This is a genomic window from Microvirga arvi (assembly GCF_016892765.1).
Classification (GTDB): Bacteria; Pseudomonadota; Alphaproteobacteria; order Rhizobiales; family Beijerinckiaceae; genus Microvirga; species Microvirga arvi.
Map to the genome: position 1 here is coordinate 14507 of NZ_JAFEMD010000024.1, position 15731 is coordinate 30237.

The window sequence follows — 15731 nt, forward strand, 5'->3', positions numbered from 1 at the left end:
CCGAGCCCATGCGGTGCCCGCTGACGCTATCTTGCCCCTGCTGAAGGACCAGTCTTCCGCGGAGGTTGTGTTGATGACGATCATCACGTCTCCTGGACGGATCCCGGCGACTGCCCGAGCCGTTCAACTACGCGCTTATAGAAGGCTTTCTTGACCTCGGCGGCCCGCAGTTTTCGAGCCGTGATGGCGATCAGCACGAAATCGTCCGACCGGGGGCCGCCGAGATAGATCGGGTCGAAGATCCGTTCACCGGGTTCGTGCTGATGGATGACCTGAAAGCGATCATCGGCTGGGACGTCGAAGGATTCGACGAGGGCGTGGTGCACGTTGTCGGACAGTTCGCGCAGGTAGTCTGGACTCTTGCGCTTGAGGAGAGACATACGAACGAAAGGCATCGGGTTCATCCTCGTGCTCAGCCGCTCAGCTGCCTGACGAAAGGCACACGCTGCCCCGGTGGTGCTCCCCCCAAGCCTGCGGTTCCGGTCTGCTTGAGCCACTCCTCCGCAGTGCCGCTTCTGAACATTGCGTCCTCCCTTTCATGCGCAATTTCATGCCGGCGAGGGTGGACAGCAACCTTTGCAGCAGGGCATCAAGATCCGGTGGATACATCCGCGGAGCTGAACGAGAAGTCTGTCCAGGGTTGGTGGCATCCCGTCCCGGATAGCGCCCCGGAGCTGATAGCACAGCTCCGCCTTATCCTGGGGCCTATGCTCAGCCACCGCGTGCGGCACGGCTGCGCCGAGAAGCTCGGCCTCAATGTCGGCGACCGTGCAATTCATCTCACTCGAAAAGGCACGGGAGCCGATGAATTCGCATCCCATAGCATCCTTCAGGATCGCCGTAACCCCGCCCGTCAGGCGCCTGCGATTCTAAGATCGGTGGTGCTGCGACCGGATTGCCGATCGGGAGATTGCGCCCCTGAGTTATCGCGGGGTCGGTGTCGAACGCATGACCAGCTCCGTGATGATGCAGAAATCCCGCACGGAAAACGCAAAAGAATTCGCTTGTCACACAGGCCCGCTGCGCAGAACTCTATCAACGTCGAAGGAGCCATGTGGCGGCTGGTGCGAGCGGTAGCCCTCCCAGGGTTCCGGCGCGAACCGGAAGGAGACCATCATGCGAAAGGTCAGTGTAGCGCGCTCCGCCGCGATTAGAACCGGTGACATGAAGGTACAGTGGCAGGTTATCACCGTCTTTGCTGGGGCTGCTGCGCTGATCGGCTGGTTCATCACCACGCTTTAGCGACGTCAGGCCATGGGAGAACGGCTATGCGAAACTACAACTTGTTCTGCCGCGCAGATCGGGATGAACTCGTCTGCGCCGTTCCCGAAGATCGAGCGGTGCCATCCTTTATCACTGGCCCGACGTCGGATTTCGTCGGACAGGTCAAAGAGAATGTCATTGGGTCACTGAGCTTCAACCACGAAGCTGCTGAAGCAAGCGTTCGATGGAACGGCTTCTACCTCTTCCAGCTGATCAACGCTTCAGACCTCCATCGGAAGGCCTGCCAAGGCAGCGTGGCAGAGATCATCGGTGACGCGTCGGCCATGGGCATAGATCCCCGCCAAAAGGCGCCTGGGCGCCCGTCCGAGATCCGCCTTACATCCGTCGATGTGACATTGGAGGTTGGGACGTTCCCTGATAAACGGGCGTCTTTCCTTCACGGCCAACTCGACAACGCTGACCTCCGTCTCGTGAGGAAATGACCATGGCCGCTACGATATACCCGCCGACCTCCCCTGAGGTGGCCCACAAACGTCGGGATCTCGCCCCCGATGTCCAAGCCGCGTTCGAGGCCTTCGGACGCCAGGTATTCGCCGATGGTGCTCTGGATACCAAGACCAAGCAGTTGATCGCCGTTGCCATCGCGCACGTCACCCAGTGTCCTTACTGCATCGAGGGACACACCAAGGCCGCTCAGCGCGCGGGTGCGACCGCGCAGGAACTCATGGAGGCGGTCTGGGTCGCAGCCGAGATGCGGGCCGGAGGAGCCTACGCGCATGCCGCAATTATGATCGCGTCGTTGTCCGAAGAGCCACTCCGTTAGATCCAGCAGGACACATGCCCAGCGCTCACTGAGGCAAGCGGGTCGGGTTCAACCCAGGTCAACTATCGGGCGCCCAGCGGTGGGACGAATGGCACATCCTGAGGTCTTGGAGCCTCTTCAGTGGATTCTTCGTTCTCAGGAAGCCCGGGAGGTTGAAGAGATGGGAGTTCGGGCAGTGGGGCGGGAATATCAGGCTGCTGCGGAGAGGGGCTGTCAGGCTGCGACGTTCCCGACATGAGCAATCCATTCATCAATGTTATCACTTGTGCAATCGCACCAAAGACTACAATTCTCTGTAACCACCCATTTTACAATCGTTCTGCCTGCCTGGATGCTGCTTGAGCTGCCGAAACCGTACACTAGGACAAATTGTACTTAAAATAGCCCCTCTTAATTTGGTGAAGGTGGGCTGATCATGTGGAACACCCCAAATGAATCTTCCAAGTGCCTTGACCATTGTCCTGACTTTATCGTCTCTGGCCATCATGGCGTTGTGGGCTCTTGTGCTTGTACAGCTGTGGCGATGAACAGGTAAGATTGCTCCACTTCATGCCTTGTCCTCGAGCCCTTGTATAAGGCGGGATAGACCTGTCGTACAGTATTGAACCAGGTCCCGTTCTACGCCGCAGCGACAAGTTCGGAACCGGCCATTCCGGTATGGACGCGGTCTGCTTGGGCACGATGGGCGGCCAAGCTCGGCAGCCGCATTCCGATGCGTCGCGTGCGCGCGGCGCGCGGGAGCACGAGACCTCCTTCAGGATGCAATTGGTTCGGCTCAATCCGACACTGAACGTCAACGGAGCAAGCTGCTGGTTCACGTCTATGTTCTGACGAACCGCCCGAGAACAGGCAAGCCATTGAGCAAAAATTTCCGACGCGATCGAGTCCTGCCCGAGGAGCCGGTACAACGTGATCCCGCTGGTGAATTAACGGTTTCGACACCGTCACCGGGAGCATATGGGCGAGAGGGAACGTCGGGTCCTGCCACTGGCGGATTTTAGAGCGGGTTCCCCGTTCAAGCCCGGCGGGCACCTCCAGAAATCCGGTGTCCTCGGGTGCTACAAGCCTGTTTCGTGAGTTTTCTGCGCCTGTGTGTGGTAAGGTATCTTCTACAGGTTCTCTATCAATCGATGGCCGACATTCTGCAGTAATCTGGGAACAGCAGCGCGCTAAGCTCGATGAAAAATGCCCTCCGCTCACGCGTGTGGGACGGCCGAGGAGGCTTTGAGGTCGCCGGCTATCCCGTCAGGTTCGGGGAGAGCACAGGACTGGGGCCGTTTGATGACCGGCTAGGGCGATACCTACGACGCCCGCACGCTCAGGGATACATCGTAATCTGCCGGGCAGCTCACGCATGGGGCAGTCAATGGCCGCTCAAGCTCGCCAGATTTTCAGCCAGGATCGACGCATAGCAGATGAAGTAGTTCAAGAGAGCGGCGGCATAGAGGTTGACGGCCTGTCCATACATCCTGGTCCGCTCAGCCCTGCGCCCACGCTCCAAGGCTATCGCACCAAGGAGACTAAAGGCCAGGACCGCTGCTTGAAAACTGAGCCTGAGGTCCTGGCCAGTTGCCGCACTCATGATCATGCATGCGAGTAGCACGAGTACAAATCGCGCCAATCCTTCGAGAGTAACCCTGCATAAGATTTCCCGGAACGTGGGTGTAGCTTTTGCCTGATCGTGAGTGGGTGTCATGCTTGTCCCATCGCGCAGCCGTGCCGACAACTTGCGGTCAGCGCATCACAAGAACCGAACATTTGGAGTGGCGGACGATTGGCCCTGCATTCGAGCCTAGTAGATAGGACGCCATGCTCGGCCTGTGTGAGCCAACAATGATCAAATCGGCTCCGATCTTCTCAGCCTCCCTCAAAACCTCGTCACACACAGATCCAGCATGGACCGAGATCGAAAGTGCTTCATCGGGCAAATGAGTGGTGGCGGCGAGTATCGCAAGTTCTTGCTCTGCCTCTCTCTGGACCTCATCTGCCAGTGCAAGTGGAAGATCAGACCCCATAGCGGAGAGTGGCAGGGCCGGGAGAACGTAGATCAGATGGACGGTACCTCCTGCTGCATGTGCCACGGCAGTGGCAAGCTCGATTGTCAACTCTGCCGTTTCCGGGTGGGTCAGATCGACTGGAACAAGCACTGTTCTAAACGGGAGCCCGTAGGCAAGGGAGAACTCCGGATTGGCGCTGGTCGCGCTCGAAGCAGCACTATGTCCGGAGAGATTTTCACTTTGATTTAGACCCATGCTCGGCTCCTCCTGAAAAGCCACTCTGCTATGGCGTCGACAAGTCTTTCCGTTGCCCCTTCTGGTCGAGCAAGGGAGGTCAATAGGGGTGGCTACAGTGTGGACCTCGCTATGGGTGATCTCAAACGAATTTATTTCAGCGCTGCTAGCAAGATCATTGCAGCGTCAATCACCATTGAGCCAATATCCATCGGTGCCTCCTGGTCAGCTTCAATCCTTTATCACCGCCCCACAGGTGACGTAGGCGCTCAGATGTCGCGTGCGCTAAAATGTCTGAGATCGCACTCGTTTTCATGACAGCTTCATACCGAAGTGTCTCAGCATCCCGCTCAATCGAAGCAACCGCGGACACTTCGCCGCTACGGAGGTCGCGGTTGAGACAATCCCGGCCCTCGACGCCGCCGTCCACTTGGATTGCGTCCCAAGCTCCGGCATAACCAACTTACTGAATTGAAGCAACGTAGTGGCGGCTCCAGAAGAAGGGCGGTGCCGAGAACCGCACGTCGAAGCCAGACATACTGCGGGCCGCGGCCTGACACTGGCCATAATCAACCACCCAGTGCTCGATCCGAAGGCCTGCACCAGTATGCGCGTCCGGCCACCGTTCAATCTCACCTGTGGTGAAGATGCCCGGCACGCTTATCTCGAGGCACTCGCTGACCAGAATCCCGCAGTCGGCCCGGATGCCCGCCATCTGAGCCAATCTCGTGCGCGGCCGCACGCCGGCTCCGGCTACAACGAAAGCGGCGCGGAGCTTTGTGCTACACTCGAGCGTGACCTGCGTCCCCTTGGTGAGCGCCGCTCTGTCCCGCAGGTGAAATAGTACGCCGTGCTGCTCGTGGAGCTTTCGGATGAAGTCGCCGAGTTCGGACCCGAGGATCTTCTCCATGGGCCGAGCGTCGGGGCGACGACATGAACCCCGATGCGAAGTCAAACTGATCCTGGCCGCGCGAGGGATCGTGGCCAGCTATGAAAACATTTGCGAGTGGAGCCTGGGCTTCGGGGCAGCCTATGCTAAGCCCTCAAGCATCATCAACAATCAGGTTGTCAAACGGTTACCGTCGAGACATCATGGTGCCGCTCTGCTCTCTCCAAGCAAGTTTCCTCATGCTTTCAAGCAATTGTTTTCATTTGCCCGTCCGACACCTGCAGCTAGGATGAGATAATAGCGTATTGTGATCTGAGCATGGACTCAGCGGCTCGCCGTCTCCAGCGCCTGAAGCAGGGGCGGCATTCCAGCGGAACGCAGCAGGAGCGTCGCGATGTTGATGAAGCAAGGGATGGACGGGCAACCGGCCAAAGCAAATCCCGCGAACTCCCATCCTCAATCGGTGCGCGACGTCATCAAGTTCACCGCTATGGCAGCATCGCTCGCAATCTTTGCCGATGCGGCGATCGGGCATGCGATGGTTTGGGGTAATGACCCCTACTGGACTTACTGGGTCACCGATACGCTCCTCATGGCGACCGTGTTCAGCCTCGGCACCGCCTGGTTCGGAATGGGGCTGGTCAAAGGGGCCCTGATTACTGCAGCCCATATCCTGGCCCTCACCGTCTACTACTGGTCGTTGTCCCCCATAGGGCTGCCTTCGCAGCCAGAATGGCTCGATCTCGAGCATACCTGGGTGACCGGGCTGCCTGTTCATTTCGCGGTCTACTACCTCGGCTATGTCATTGCGTTGTGGCTATGGCGCCGCCGGCTCGCAGCGATGGATCATCGAGCAGGCCAGTCGCGTCCTTCATTGACGCGGGAAGCACTGCTGGCGCTCGCGACGGCGGTTGCGGTGGTGATTGTCGTCGGGCTCGCGCAAACCCTGGCCATGGGGGAATTCCCGGGCGTCACATGGTTCGTGATGCGGATCGCGGTCGCTTTCCCGCTCACATTGGCCTGGTGGACGCTAGCCGGTACGGATCGTGCCGCGGCGATTGGCGGCGGCATCATGTTGGGCTTCGTGCTCACCACCTACAGCCACTTCCTCGGGCCGATCGGTCTGCCCAACCCGTCGCTTCGGCTCCTCGCGGAAAATCCTCCGCCGGCGGCCGTTCACTGGCTTTCCTACCGGCAGGAGTTCCTCGTCCTTTTGCCGCTGACTCTGGCGGTTGCCGTCGCGGCCTATCTGCTGGCCTTTCGGTGGCGGAAGCGCCAGGGCGTCGGTGCAAGCCACCATGACGACGGGTTCGGTTGGGTGCCTGTGCTCGTCGCTGCAGCGATCTTGGTCCCACTTGGCGCCGTGGCAGCCATCTACACGGGCCCGGATGACCACAGGGCAATTGTTACGTCGAGCGGGCGCGGCAGCCTGGAAACCGGCACGCCCTACGAGGGTGATCTGCCCCCGACCGCCGCAACCCTTCGCGCAACTGTCGAGGACCGGAACACCCATCGGACGCCGCTGCCTCCGCACGACCAAGTGGATATTGAAGCGAGCGTTCCCGGGCCGGATGGGACGGTCTATAACATCCGGGCGACCGAACCGATGGTCGCTGATCCGCAAGGGCGGTTCACGACATGGTCCGGTGTTGGCTTCAGCGTCTGGCATCATGGCCGCAGCGGCATTGGCTCGACCGAACTGCCGCCCGTCCAGTCGAATGTGGCTGTGTTCGCCCTCGGCAACATCAGCGCCAACGGTCAGGTAGTCGCTGCGGGCATTCCGATTCATGTGATGACAACGGCTCGGGATGGGGCCCGCCTTGAGCTGCACGCGGGAGATCCGAATTTCCCGCTGCCCGGAATCCCTGATGGGCGTCTGTGGGTCGTTTGGCCGGGCTACGAGGGCGGCCATTCCGCGATGCTGAGCTACGCACGGTATGCCTGGGGCGGCGGCGTGCTCGTTGTCCTGCTTGGCTTCGCCGTTGCTGCCGTGCGACGCCAAGGGCGCCAAAATCTCGTCGCCTGAGCGATCCAGGAAGGCGCACGCAAGCGCTCCTGCAACGACAGCCAGCGCACTCGGATGGCGCTCCTCCCGGTCGCGGGTCGGACGCAGGTTGGAGATCATGCACAAGCCATCTCATCCAGATGCCCTATCGTCGTGGTGACCAGCGCATCGCGGCGGAATTATACCAAGCAGCGTAAAGGCTGACTCATTCAGGGTTTTCAGCCGCGCGCATGTCATGTCCATCGGCCTGCACGACTGGGCCAATGCATGAGCATCAGCGCCGATTGGTATTAACCGCGCACTGCCTGCAACACTACTAGCGCCACGCGGCCGAGCGCTAAGCCGCCATCCATGACGAAAAGCATACGGTGCCAAGCTTTTATCCTGCCACCCTCAAATCCCGCAACGTGAACCGCTTGGAGGTCCAGAGGCGCCAACTCTTGACAGAACAGAGCCATGACGAAGAGAACACCCCCTTTGTTCACCGGAAGTCCGAAAGCGGGCAATCCGGATGGTTTTCGATCACCGGGACGAGTACGCCTCACAGTATGAGGCCATACGTTCGATTACGGCGAAGATCGGCTGCTGGGATCGGAACAATAGCCTACACAGGAATGGTAGGATCAAGGCGCTTGCGACCGACCCACACGAAGCCGGTCTCCGAGGCATTGCGGATTCAAGGTCTGAGCCTGATGAGTGAACAAGGAGCTCGTCCGGTTCGGCTTCTAGCGCGCGGCTATTGCCGTTGCCCGCAAGCTGGCGGTCATCGTGCATGCGATGCTCAAGACCGGCACCTTCTTCGACCGGAGCATCGGCTTGATCGATTGAGGATCGCGTTCAGTCGCTGAGCGAGCTGCGGCGTCCCTGCCGGGACGTGGGCGGAGCCATTCCGCTTGGTGGGATGCACCGTTGGGTCAGCCGAGTGCGTCGTCCACATCATCTCATTTAGGGTTTGATGGCGGGTCAATGTCGTCACCGGGCACATTTTGCTGTTTGATTGGAGACAGGCCTCGGAATGTGAAGATCGTGAACAGGGTGATCACGATGGCGACATCATAGCTGCCCAGGCCCACCGCAGCTCCAATTGCGCCAGTCGCCCACAAGGCTGCGGCTGTTGCAGTCCCCTGCACGGCACCGGCCTGTTTGATGATGGCCCCGCCACCAATAAAGCCAATGCCCGTAATCAGGCCTTCGATGATCCGCGCCTGCGCCTCCGGCGAGCTTGCAACGGTGCCCTCCGTTGCTTGAACGAACCCGCAGCTTGCGACAGCCACAAGCGGGAAGGTCCGCAAGCCTGCGCTGCGTTCATTCCGCTCACGATCCCACCCAATCGGCAAAGCGAGCACATAGGCAAAGGCCAAGGCCACGACATGAGGGATGACCCGGAACGCATCTAGTAGGTGCTCAATCTGATCCATTGACTTTCCACTGTATTGAACCCAATACAGTGGAAGACCAAGGGCCTAAGCCTTGGTTCCATTAGGGCGCATCTCGAAATCTAGGGCCCTTACATCTGAGATGCTAGATCGACGCAGTTGTCATCTTGGATGTCATGGAAGCTGATGCAGGCCTTGCTGATGTGTTGGAACGGATCGGCCGCTGCGCCCAGCCCTACCAGGGCGTTCACTTCACCTACTAAGCATTTGTCAGTGCCTGCCGGATTGAGGCGAAGTCGGTGATGCCGCACCCAAAACGGCTCGCGATTATGAACGCCTCCATACAAACCCTTAGTGCTCTGGCTGTGGCCTCAAGCGACCGTTCACGGCTTGGGGCCGGCCTCGGCCGGCGGTGGGCACGGCTGAACCGCGGGTCGGGGTGACCGCATCGCCGGTGTCCCGCACCGGAGGCTGACCGTCGAGGAGGTTACGGATCTCCTCGCCCGACAGAGTCTCGTATTCCAGAAGGCCGCGAGCCAGTCCCTCGAGTTCGTGCTGCTTCTCGGTGAGAATGCGGCGGGCATCGTTGAGCCCGTCCTCCACAAGGCGGCGAACCTCCGAGTCGATCTTCTGGGAGGTCGCCTCGGAGATGTTCTGCGTGCGTCCCATGGACATGCCGAGGAACACCTCGTCCTGGTTCTCGCCATAGGCCACGGTGCCAAGTTCGGGCGAGAAGCCCCACTTGGTCACCATCATACGGGCCAGACGCGTAGCCTGCTCGATGTCAGACTGGGCACCGGACGTGACCTTCTCCTTGCCGAAGATCATCTCCTCGGCGATGCGGCCGCCCATCATGATGGCCAGACGCGAGGTCATCTGCTCGTAGCTCATGGACAGCTTGTCCCGCTCCGGCAGCTGCATAACCATGCCGAGCGCACGGCCGCGCGGGATGATCGTGGCCTTGTGCACCGGATCGGTGGCCGGGACGTTGAGGGCGACCACGGCATGGCCGGCCTCGTGATAGGCGGTCAGGCGCTTCTCGTCGTCGGTCATGACGAGGGTGCGGCGCTCGGCGCCCATCATCACCTTGTCCTTGGCATCCTCGAACTCCTTCATCGTGACGATGCGCTTGCCGCGGCGGGCGGCGAGCAGCGCCGCCTCGTTGACGAGGTTCATCAAGTCCGCGCCCGAGAAGCCGGGAGTGCCGCGGGCGATGATCTTCAGGTCCACGTCGGGAGCCAGCGGAACCTTGCGCACATGGACGCGCAGGATCTTCTCGCGGCCGACCACGTCGGGATTGGGCACCACGATCTGGCGGTCGAAGCGGCCCGGGCGCAGGAGCGCCGGGTCGAGCACGTCGGGACGGTTGGTGGCGGCGATGATGATCACGCCCTCGTTGGCCTCGAAGCCGTCCATCTCGACCAGGAGCTGGTTGAGGGTCTGCTCGCGCTCGTCGTTGCCGCCCCCTAAGCCGGCGCCGCGATGGCGGCCGACCGCGTCGATCTCGTCGATGAAGATGATGCAGGGCGCGTTCTTCTTGGCCTGCTCGAACATGTCGCGGACGCGGGAGGCGCCCACGCCGACGAACATCTCGACGAAGTCGGAGCCCGAGATGGTGAAGAACGGCACGTTGGCCTCGCCGGCCACGGCGCGGGCCGTGAGGGTCTTGCCGGTGCCGGGCGGGCCGACGAGCAGCACGCCGCGGGGAATGCGGCCGCCGAGACGCTGGAACTTCTGCGGATCGCGCAGGAACTCCACCACCTCCTGCAGGTCCTCCTTGGCTTCGTCGATGCCCGCCACCTCATCAAAGGTGACCGGAGTTCCGGGCTGCAGCAGCTTGGCTTTGGACTTGCCGATCGACATGAGCCCGCCTCCGCCACCCTGCTGGCCCATGGCCCTGCGGGAGAGCCAGACGACGATGCCGATCATCAGGGCGAAAGGCAGCAGCGACAGCAACAGGCTGACGAGAAGGCTCGGCTGCGGCGGCGGCTCAGCCTTGATGACGACACCCTTCTGCTGCAGCTGGGCGATGAGGCCAGCACCTTGCGGAACATAGGTCGTGACGGTGCCGCCAGCGGAGCGCTCGGCGATGACCTCCTGCCCCTGGATGGTGGCGGAGCGGATCTCGCCCTGGTCGACTGCCGCGATGAACGCCGAGTAGGGGAGCGGATCGGGTTGCGGTCTCACCGTGTTTTGGAAGTAGAACATCGACAGCAGGGACACGACCGCAGCGGCTATCGCGAAATTGCGAAAGTTAGGTGCGGTGTTTGGGTTATCCATTGCACGCTTTCTGAGATGCCGAGAATTACCAAAACAGGTTTAGATCAACCAGGAGAGCCGCTTTGAGATCAGCACGGAGCGGCGGCAACCCGATCCGGTACGGTCTCGTCGGCCCGCGAAGCTCACAACGATTGAAGATGCCTGTAAGTAGGATGTCATAGTCATCTCTTACCTGAGTAACGCGCTTCGAGGTGTTGCTCAGGTAAGAGAGTCTGGCATCGCAGTCTAGGAACAATGCCAGCGGAGCCCTGCAATTACGATATGGGGTTGCATCAGGCGAGTTTCAAGATTCGATCCCAAGCACAGTGGCTCTCACCATTTGATGGGTTGCATCATGCCGAGCACCTTCGTCGTAAGCAGTGACGCTCAACGCAATATGTCAGCATTGCGAGTTCTCCAGGTCACTTGCCTGTGGCAGGCCGTAGCGATTTTTAAGGAGTGCAGCGTAAGACCGGGCGCTGACTCAGCCCTGATCCTTGGTAAAATGTCAGCATCAAGCCACCATCCAACCTTGGTTGGAGAGTAGCATGAAAACAAAATAGAAGGTTACTCTCAATATAGAGAGTCAGGAAATTATTAGATTACTAAGATAGTAAATACGCGGTGGTTCACGCATCTTAAATATTGCCATGCAAAATGATATATGGAAGAGGAGCCAAAACAAATCTGAATGCCGGCAATCTCAATCAAACAAGGAGTTTCTTAAATGTTTAACCAAGCTATATTCTCGATCTTGATGATCGCCGGATGCTATCTTGTATTCAAGGTGGGCACCTATGGAAAAGCAGCAGGACGCAGTGGCGCGGCGACATGATGGGGAGCATGACATCCGAAGGTTTGTGTCCGTCCTGGATCAATAATCAGTGCGATCAAATGTTGGTTGGGGTTCTGCTTGCCGCATTGCCCGCCAAGTCCTTCATCATCGCGCAAGACCGATCATGATGACAGGCGACATTGATGTTAGGCTGCCGGACAGCATGTGAGCGACTCTGAGACTGGGACCTATCTGTATCACGATAATATGACTATTTCGACTAACAGCACCAAATAAGACCGGTTGCATTTGTTGAAGCAGATGTGTGCGCGTCCGAGCCTGTTGAAAGCAAGATGGACGGCCTCACGCCGTTCATAGCGAATGGTAAGACGACGAAAGCGGTCGAGCTAGGCCAGTGTCCACTCCACCACGCATCGAAGCCGCCGCACTCGCTCGCTGGAATCCACACCTTGGCAGGCGACGGAGCGCCAGCGGCGCTCGGTGCGGTGGCGGCGATACCTTCAAGGATGTCTAGGTGCAAAGCGTGGGTGCTTGATATCCGCCGGAAGCCCTATGACGATGGCCACGACCCGGACTAGGCATTGAGGGCGCACCCGTGGGTCTCCTTCAGCAGTCGAAGGTGAGAGCCTTGAAACTGGATTGAACCACAAAACCTTCCGAAGCTGACGGAGTAGTCAATGCCCTGAGTGTCCGCACAGTTCGAGCGGGATGGTCCTGGGGCCTCTCGGATTGTTGCTCTGCGCGATACGGAACCAGCCTTAACGCAAAGCGACCATGACGGGGAATGCCATAAGTGCACCAACAATCACGCAGGTGGCGATGAGCGGGAACCCCTCGCTGGCCAACCCACGCACTTTCGACGCCGCGGCGCCTGCTGTCATCGTCTGTCCATTGAGGCATGAACACAGCACGTAATGGGTGTCGCACTCCGAGAGGCCGAAGAAGGTGATCGCGTCGGCGAGGGTGTCGCTTTTGAGGCCTTCAGACTGCAGGACGGGATCTTCGAACGCGACGGTCAGCGCCGAGTTGTCCGCACGCAGGACATTGCGCTGGCGCCCGTTCTTCGTTTCAATCTCCGATAAGGTGTGGATCTTCCGGTCGGGATTTGCCTCCAGCAGCATGGTTCAGCGTTCGATCCGTTCAGCACGCGTCATTGGCTGCGGCACGGTTGACCTTAGCTCGGATGCGCTCTGCAACCAACTAACTGATTGGTGTTTCATGATAGCCTCCAAGCTGCCCTGCAGCAACGGTGGCAACTCTGCAAGTCACGGCGTCAGGTGCCGCAGGCGCTCATCAATGTAGGGTAAGTCGTCAACCCGAACCAGGAAAATGAATAATTTTGCGAAATCCCTGCGAGATTTCTGTTTGTCAGTTTCGGCACAGTCGTTCCACGAACAATGACGCAGCCAAGGAGGACTATTCCCATTCAAGCTGTCATTGCAGTGGTTCAGGTGCAAGCAGCAGCTAGGCGATGTGCAGGTACTGGTCGCGGGCAGAAACTGTTCCCGGTTCAACGAGGACTGAATGTTCGGTGCTAGAGTGTGGCGCGGGAATAGGCTGTCCTTGAAGTGATGCGTCACCATCTCGCGAGCGAGGTCGCTCTGCACCTAACTCCAACCGGCGATGCGCCAGGCCAAGCTACATTTAGCCTCAAGGGCTTCAACTCTGGGATGATCAGCCCATAATCAAAGAGGTGGCGAAAGGGTGAATGATGATCATCGGATCCTCCGATCAGGTGCCTCGCACGACCCTGCTCAAGCGGTTTCCCGTCCCGCGAAACCTCGGCGTCGGCCCGGAATCCCGTATCGGGCGCGGGAAGACGTGGTCAGCGCCGGCCGGGGCCGTGCGCGTCAAGGCATTCGAAATCTATCGCTACGACCCCGACTCCGACGGTAACCCGCGCCTCGATACCTTCGAGGTGGATCTCGACGATTGCGGCCCGATGGTTCTGGACGCGCTCATCTGGATCAAGAACAAGGTCGACCCGGCCCTGACCTTTCGCCGCTCGTGCCGCGAGGGCATCTGCGGGTCCTGCGCCATGACCATGGACGGCACGAACTGGCTGGCCTGCACGAGGTTCATCTCCGACATGGCCGCTCCGGCCACCGTCTATCCTTTGGCGAACATGAGGATCATCAAGGATCTGGTCCCCGACCTGACGCATGTCTTTGCGCAGTACGCGATGATCGAGCCCTGGCTCCAGACCAGGACGCCGGAGCCCGAGAGAGAACGGCCCCAATCCCCGGAAGAGCGTAGCCGGCTCGATGGCTATTACGAATGCATCCTCTGCTTCTGCTGCACGTCAGGCTGCCCGAGCCATTGGTGGAATGGCGACCGCTTTCTGGGGCCAGCCGCGCTTCTCCAGGCCTATCGCTGGCTGGCCGACAGTCGCGACGAAGCGACCGGCGAACGGCTCGACATTCTGGAGGACCCGTTTCGGCTCTACCGGTGCCACACCATCCTCAACTGTACCCGGACCTGCCCGAAGGGTCTGAACCCGGGGAAAGCCATCGCCGAGATCAAGAAGATGGTGCTCGAGCGCCGAACCTGACCACCGCGAGAAGGCTGGACCGCCATGATGCCCACTTCCCCGGCAAAGCGCCCAAGGCCGCTTTCGCCCAACATTCAGATCTACCGGCCGCAGCTCACGTCGGTCCTGTCGATTGCCAACCGGATCAGCGGCGTGGTCCTGAGCCTTGGTGCCGTTGTGCTGGTGATCTGGCTGCTTGCTGCGGCAGCCGGACCGGAGGCTTACGCGGTCGTGCAGGGTGCCCTTGCCTCCTGGCTCGGTCAGGTTGTTCTGTTCGGATGCACCTTCGCCTTCTTTCTGCATCTGTGCGGCGGCATCCGGCATCTGGTCTGGGATATGGGATACGGATACGAGCTTTCGTTGATCTACGCGTCGGGATGGGCGGTCGTGGCAGGGAGCGTGGCGCTCACCGTGCTGGCCTGGATCGCCAGCCTGCTTCTAGGAGATTAGGGCCATGGACCGGCAGCACATGCGCTCTCCCCTGGCCCGCGCGATGGGACTTGGCTCCGCGAAAAAGGGGGTTGAGCACTGGTGGGCGGAGCGCGTGTTGGCCGTCGCCCTGATTCCGCTGACCCTGTGGTTCGTGGCATCGATCATCGCGCAGACAGGCAGCGACCATGCCACCTTCATCACCTGGCTGAGAATGCCGGTTACCACCATCATGATGGTATTGCTGCTGGTGGCCTTGTTCCATCACACCGCGCTTGGCCTCCAGGTCGTGATTGAGGACTACAGGCACGCGGGGTCCAAGTTCGCGGCGCTGGTCATCATGCGGCTGACCTGTTTTGGGCTGGCGACCGCCGGGATCATCGCCGTGCTGCACATCGCCTTCGGCGGCTGAGAGGGAACGGCTGCGTCATCGGTCCCGTCGGATCCCACAGAAGTCAGGAGACTAGGCCCATGTTCGTCGAGAGATTGTTGCCTGAGGCGCGTAAACGGCTCGTCACCATCGCGGATGATGCCCCGCTGATCCAGGCGGCAAGCCTTCTGCGACCGGGGACCGACCTCGTGGTCGTGCACGGTTCAACAGGCATTCTGGCTGGTGTCATCACCAAGACGGACGTTGTGAGCCAGATCAGCCGATGTCAGGGAGCGGGCTGCACAACGGCAGCTTCATTGGTGATGACACGAGACGTCGTGTGTTGCCAAACGAGTGACAAGCTTCAAGACGTCTGGGCACGAATGAAGGAGCGAGGCTTGAAGAATATTCCAGTCGTGGACCGGGATCTGCCGCCTCAGGGGGTGCTTAATGCACGGGACATGCTCCAGGTTCTCCTGAGAGAGTCGGAAAGTGAGGAAGCGATCATGCGGGACTATCTGATGGGAATCGGATACCGCTGACCGTTCGAGGCACTCAGGCAAAAACGCTATAAATCCGCCGGAGCCTAAGAGTTGAAGTCGCTGCCGAGTTGCGCTCCATGGACCACCGGTCGAACATTTGGGCTCCGCCTGACCTCAGGCTGGCTAGAAGCGCCCGCGGCGGTACCGTCATGTGCCGGACCTGTAATGAGAGCAGTGCGGACCGGTCGCCCTTCGGCACCGGCAAAAGCATGTATCTTGGCCCTCAAGCCGCCGCAGGAAGGTCCGACCCCCTGCCA

Annotated in this window: 14 protein-coding genes and 1 pseudogene; 8 read left to right on the forward strand and 7 right to left on the reverse strand. The window is 59.9% G+C overall.

The genetic code is table 11. The annotated features are described in order from the left end of the window. Positions 1 to 6: 6 nt before the first annotated feature. Positions 7 to 395, reverse strand: a pseudogene (locus ILT44_RS15970) (tautomerase family protein); the annotation flags it as partial. A gap of 721 nt (positions 396 to 1116) precedes the next feature. Here ILT44_RS15970 and ILT44_RS31465 point away from each other — a divergent pair. From ILT44_RS31465 to ILT44_RS15980, 3 genes are read left to right on the forward strand one after another with little or no spacing between them, the layout of a single operon-like run. Continuing rightward, positions 1117 to 1242, forward strand: coding sequence for a hypothetical protein (locus tag ILT44_RS31465; protein WP_255549736.1), 126 nt, complete (start codon positions 1117 to 1119; stop codon positions 1240 to 1242). A 26-nt stretch (positions 1243 to 1268) separates the two neighbouring features. Continuing rightward, on the forward strand, positions 1269 to 1706 hold the full coding sequence (locus ILT44_RS15975) for a hypothetical protein (RefSeq protein ID WP_204240596.1): 438 nt from the start codon (positions 1269 to 1271) through the stop codon (positions 1704 to 1706). A 2-nt stretch (positions 1707 to 1708) separates the two neighbouring features. Further along, a complete protein-coding gene (locus tag ILT44_RS15980) occupies positions 1709 to 2047 on the forward strand; it encodes a carboxymuconolactone decarboxylase family protein (protein ID WP_204240597.1) in 339 nt (112 codons plus the stop codon). A gap of 1363 nt (positions 2048 to 3410) precedes the next feature. Here the strand turns inward: ILT44_RS15980 and ILT44_RS15985 are convergent. The 3 genes from ILT44_RS15985 to ILT44_RS15995 all read right to left on the reverse strand — a co-directional run bounded on the left by ILT44_RS15985 (position 3411) and on the right by ILT44_RS15995 (position 5188). Continuing rightward, entirely contained in the window at positions 3411 to 3629 is a 219-nt protein-coding gene (locus tag ILT44_RS15985) for a hypothetical protein (RefSeq protein WP_204240598.1), read from the reverse strand. A gap of 151 nt (positions 3630 to 3780) precedes the next feature. Continuing rightward, a complete protein-coding gene (locus ILT44_RS15990; RefSeq protein ID WP_204240599.1) occupies positions 3781 to 4299 on the reverse strand; it encodes a universal stress protein in 519 nt (172 codons plus the stop codon). Between the two features lie 442 nt (positions 4300 to 4741). Next, positions 4742 to 5188: an FAD-dependent oxidoreductase gene (locus ILT44_RS15995; protein ID WP_204240600.1), complete on the reverse strand. Its 447-nt coding sequence runs from the start codon at positions 5186 to 5188 to the stop codon at positions 4742 to 4744. A gap of 373 nt (positions 5189 to 5561) precedes the next feature. On the opposite strand from ILT44_RS15995, the gene ILT44_RS16000 reads away from it, so the two are divergent. Continuing rightward, positions 5562 to 7193, forward strand: a complete 1632-nt coding sequence (locus tag ILT44_RS16000; RefSeq protein ID WP_204240601.1) for a hypothetical protein — start codon at positions 5562 to 5564, stop codon at positions 7191 to 7193. A gap of 920 nt (positions 7194 to 8113) precedes the next feature. Here the strand turns inward: ILT44_RS16000 and ILT44_RS16005 are convergent. The 3 genes from ILT44_RS16005 to ILT44_RS16015 form a co-directional block, all read right to left on the reverse strand. Next, complete coding sequence (locus tag ILT44_RS16005; RefSeq protein WP_204240602.1) at positions 8114 to 8590, reverse strand: MgtC/SapB family protein; 477 nt, start codon at positions 8588 to 8590, stop codon at positions 8114 to 8116. A 309-nt stretch (positions 8591 to 8899) separates the two neighbouring features. After that, on the reverse strand, positions 8900 to 10828 hold the full coding sequence (gene ftsH / locus ILT44_RS16010; protein ID WP_204240603.1) for an ATP-dependent zinc metalloprotease FtsH: 1929 nt from the start codon (positions 10826 to 10828) through the stop codon (positions 8900 to 8902). A gap of 1533 nt (positions 10829 to 12361) precedes the next feature. Then, positions 12362 to 12724 carry a hypothetical protein gene (locus tag ILT44_RS16015; protein ID WP_204240604.1) on the reverse strand — a complete coding sequence of 121 codons (363 nt, stop codon included), beginning with the start codon at positions 12722 to 12724 and terminating at the stop codon, positions 12362 to 12364. A 587-nt stretch (positions 12725 to 13311) separates the two neighbouring features. Between ILT44_RS16015 and ILT44_RS16020 the strand changes: the two genes are divergently transcribed. Genes ILT44_RS16020 through ILT44_RS16035 form a run of 4 tightly spaced genes read left to right on the forward strand, consistent with a single transcriptional unit; the run spans position 13312 to position 15474 of the window. Then, entirely contained in the window at positions 13312 to 14154 is an 843-nt protein-coding gene (locus ILT44_RS16020) for a succinate dehydrogenase iron-sulfur subunit (RefSeq protein ID WP_239468297.1), read from the forward strand. 24 nt (positions 14155 to 14178) lie between these two features. Beyond that, positions 14179 to 14583 carry a succinate dehydrogenase, cytochrome b556 subunit gene (gene sdhC / locus ILT44_RS16025; protein WP_204240605.1) on the forward strand — a complete coding sequence of 135 codons (405 nt, stop codon included), beginning with the start codon at positions 14179 to 14181 and terminating at the stop codon, positions 14581 to 14583. 4 nt (positions 14584 to 14587) lie between these two features. Then, the gene (gene sdhD / locus ILT44_RS16030; RefSeq protein ID WP_204240606.1) at positions 14588 to 14974 is read left to right on the forward strand and encodes a succinate dehydrogenase, hydrophobic membrane anchor protein; all 387 of its coding nucleotides are present in this window, start codon (positions 14588 to 14590) and stop codon (positions 14972 to 14974) included. 59 nt (positions 14975 to 15033) lie between these two features. Further along, positions 15034 to 15474 carry a CBS domain-containing protein gene (locus ILT44_RS16035; protein WP_204240607.1) on the forward strand — a complete coding sequence of 147 codons (441 nt, stop codon included), beginning with the start codon at positions 15034 to 15036 and terminating at the stop codon, positions 15472 to 15474. Positions 15475 to 15731 lie beyond the last annotated feature (257 nt).

Excerpts from the sequence above, each read along its gene's own strand:
- ILT44_RS31465 (WP_255549736.1), top strand. The coding sequence starts at position 1,117 with ATGCGAAAGGTCAGTGTAGCGCGCTCCGCCGCGATTAGAACCGGTGAC.
- ILT44_RS15975 (WP_204240596.1), top strand. The coding sequence starts at position 1,269 with ATGCGAAACTACAACTTGTTCTGCCGCGCAGATCGGGATGAACTCGTC.
- ILT44_RS15980 (WP_204240597.1), top strand. The coding sequence starts at position 1,709 with ATGGCCGCTACGATATACCCGCCGACCTCCCCTGAGGTGGCCCACAAA.
- ILT44_RS15985 (WP_204240598.1), bottom strand. The coding sequence starts at position 3,629 with ATGAGTGCGGCAACTGGCCAGGACCTCAGGCTCAGTTTTCAAGCAGCG.
- ILT44_RS15990 (WP_204240599.1), bottom strand. The coding sequence starts at position 4,299 with ATGGGTCTAAATCAAAGTGAAAATCTCTCCGGACATAGTGCTGCTTCG.
- ILT44_RS15995 (WP_204240600.1), bottom strand. The coding sequence starts at position 5,188 with ATGGAGAAGATCCTCGGGTCCGAACTCGGCGACTTCATCCGAAAGCTC.
- ILT44_RS16000 (WP_204240601.1), top strand. The coding sequence starts at position 5,562 with ATGTTGATGAAGCAAGGGATGGACGGGCAACCGGCCAAAGCAAATCCC.
- ILT44_RS16005 (WP_204240602.1), bottom strand. The coding sequence starts at position 8,590 with ATGGATCAGATTGAGCACCTACTAGATGCGTTCCGGGTCATCCCTCAT.
- ftsH (WP_204240603.1), bottom strand. The coding sequence starts at position 10,828 with ATGGATAACCCAAACACCGCACCTAACTTTCGCAATTTCGCGATAGCC.
- ILT44_RS16015 (WP_204240604.1), bottom strand. The coding sequence starts at position 12,724 with ATGCTGCTGGAGGCAAATCCCGACCGGAAGATCCACACCTTATCGGAG.
- ILT44_RS16020 (WP_239468297.1), top strand. The coding sequence starts at position 13,312 with ATGATGATCATCGGATCCTCCGATCAGGTGCCTCGCACGACCCTGCTC.
- sdhC (WP_204240605.1), top strand. The coding sequence starts at position 14,179 with ATGATGCCCACTTCCCCGGCAAAGCGCCCAAGGCCGCTTTCGCCCAAC.
- sdhD (WP_204240606.1), top strand. The coding sequence starts at position 14,588 with ATGGACCGGCAGCACATGCGCTCTCCCCTGGCCCGCGCGATGGGACTT.
- ILT44_RS16035 (WP_204240607.1), top strand. The coding sequence starts at position 15,034 with ATGTTCGTCGAGAGATTGTTGCCTGAGGCGCGTAAACGGCTCGTCACC.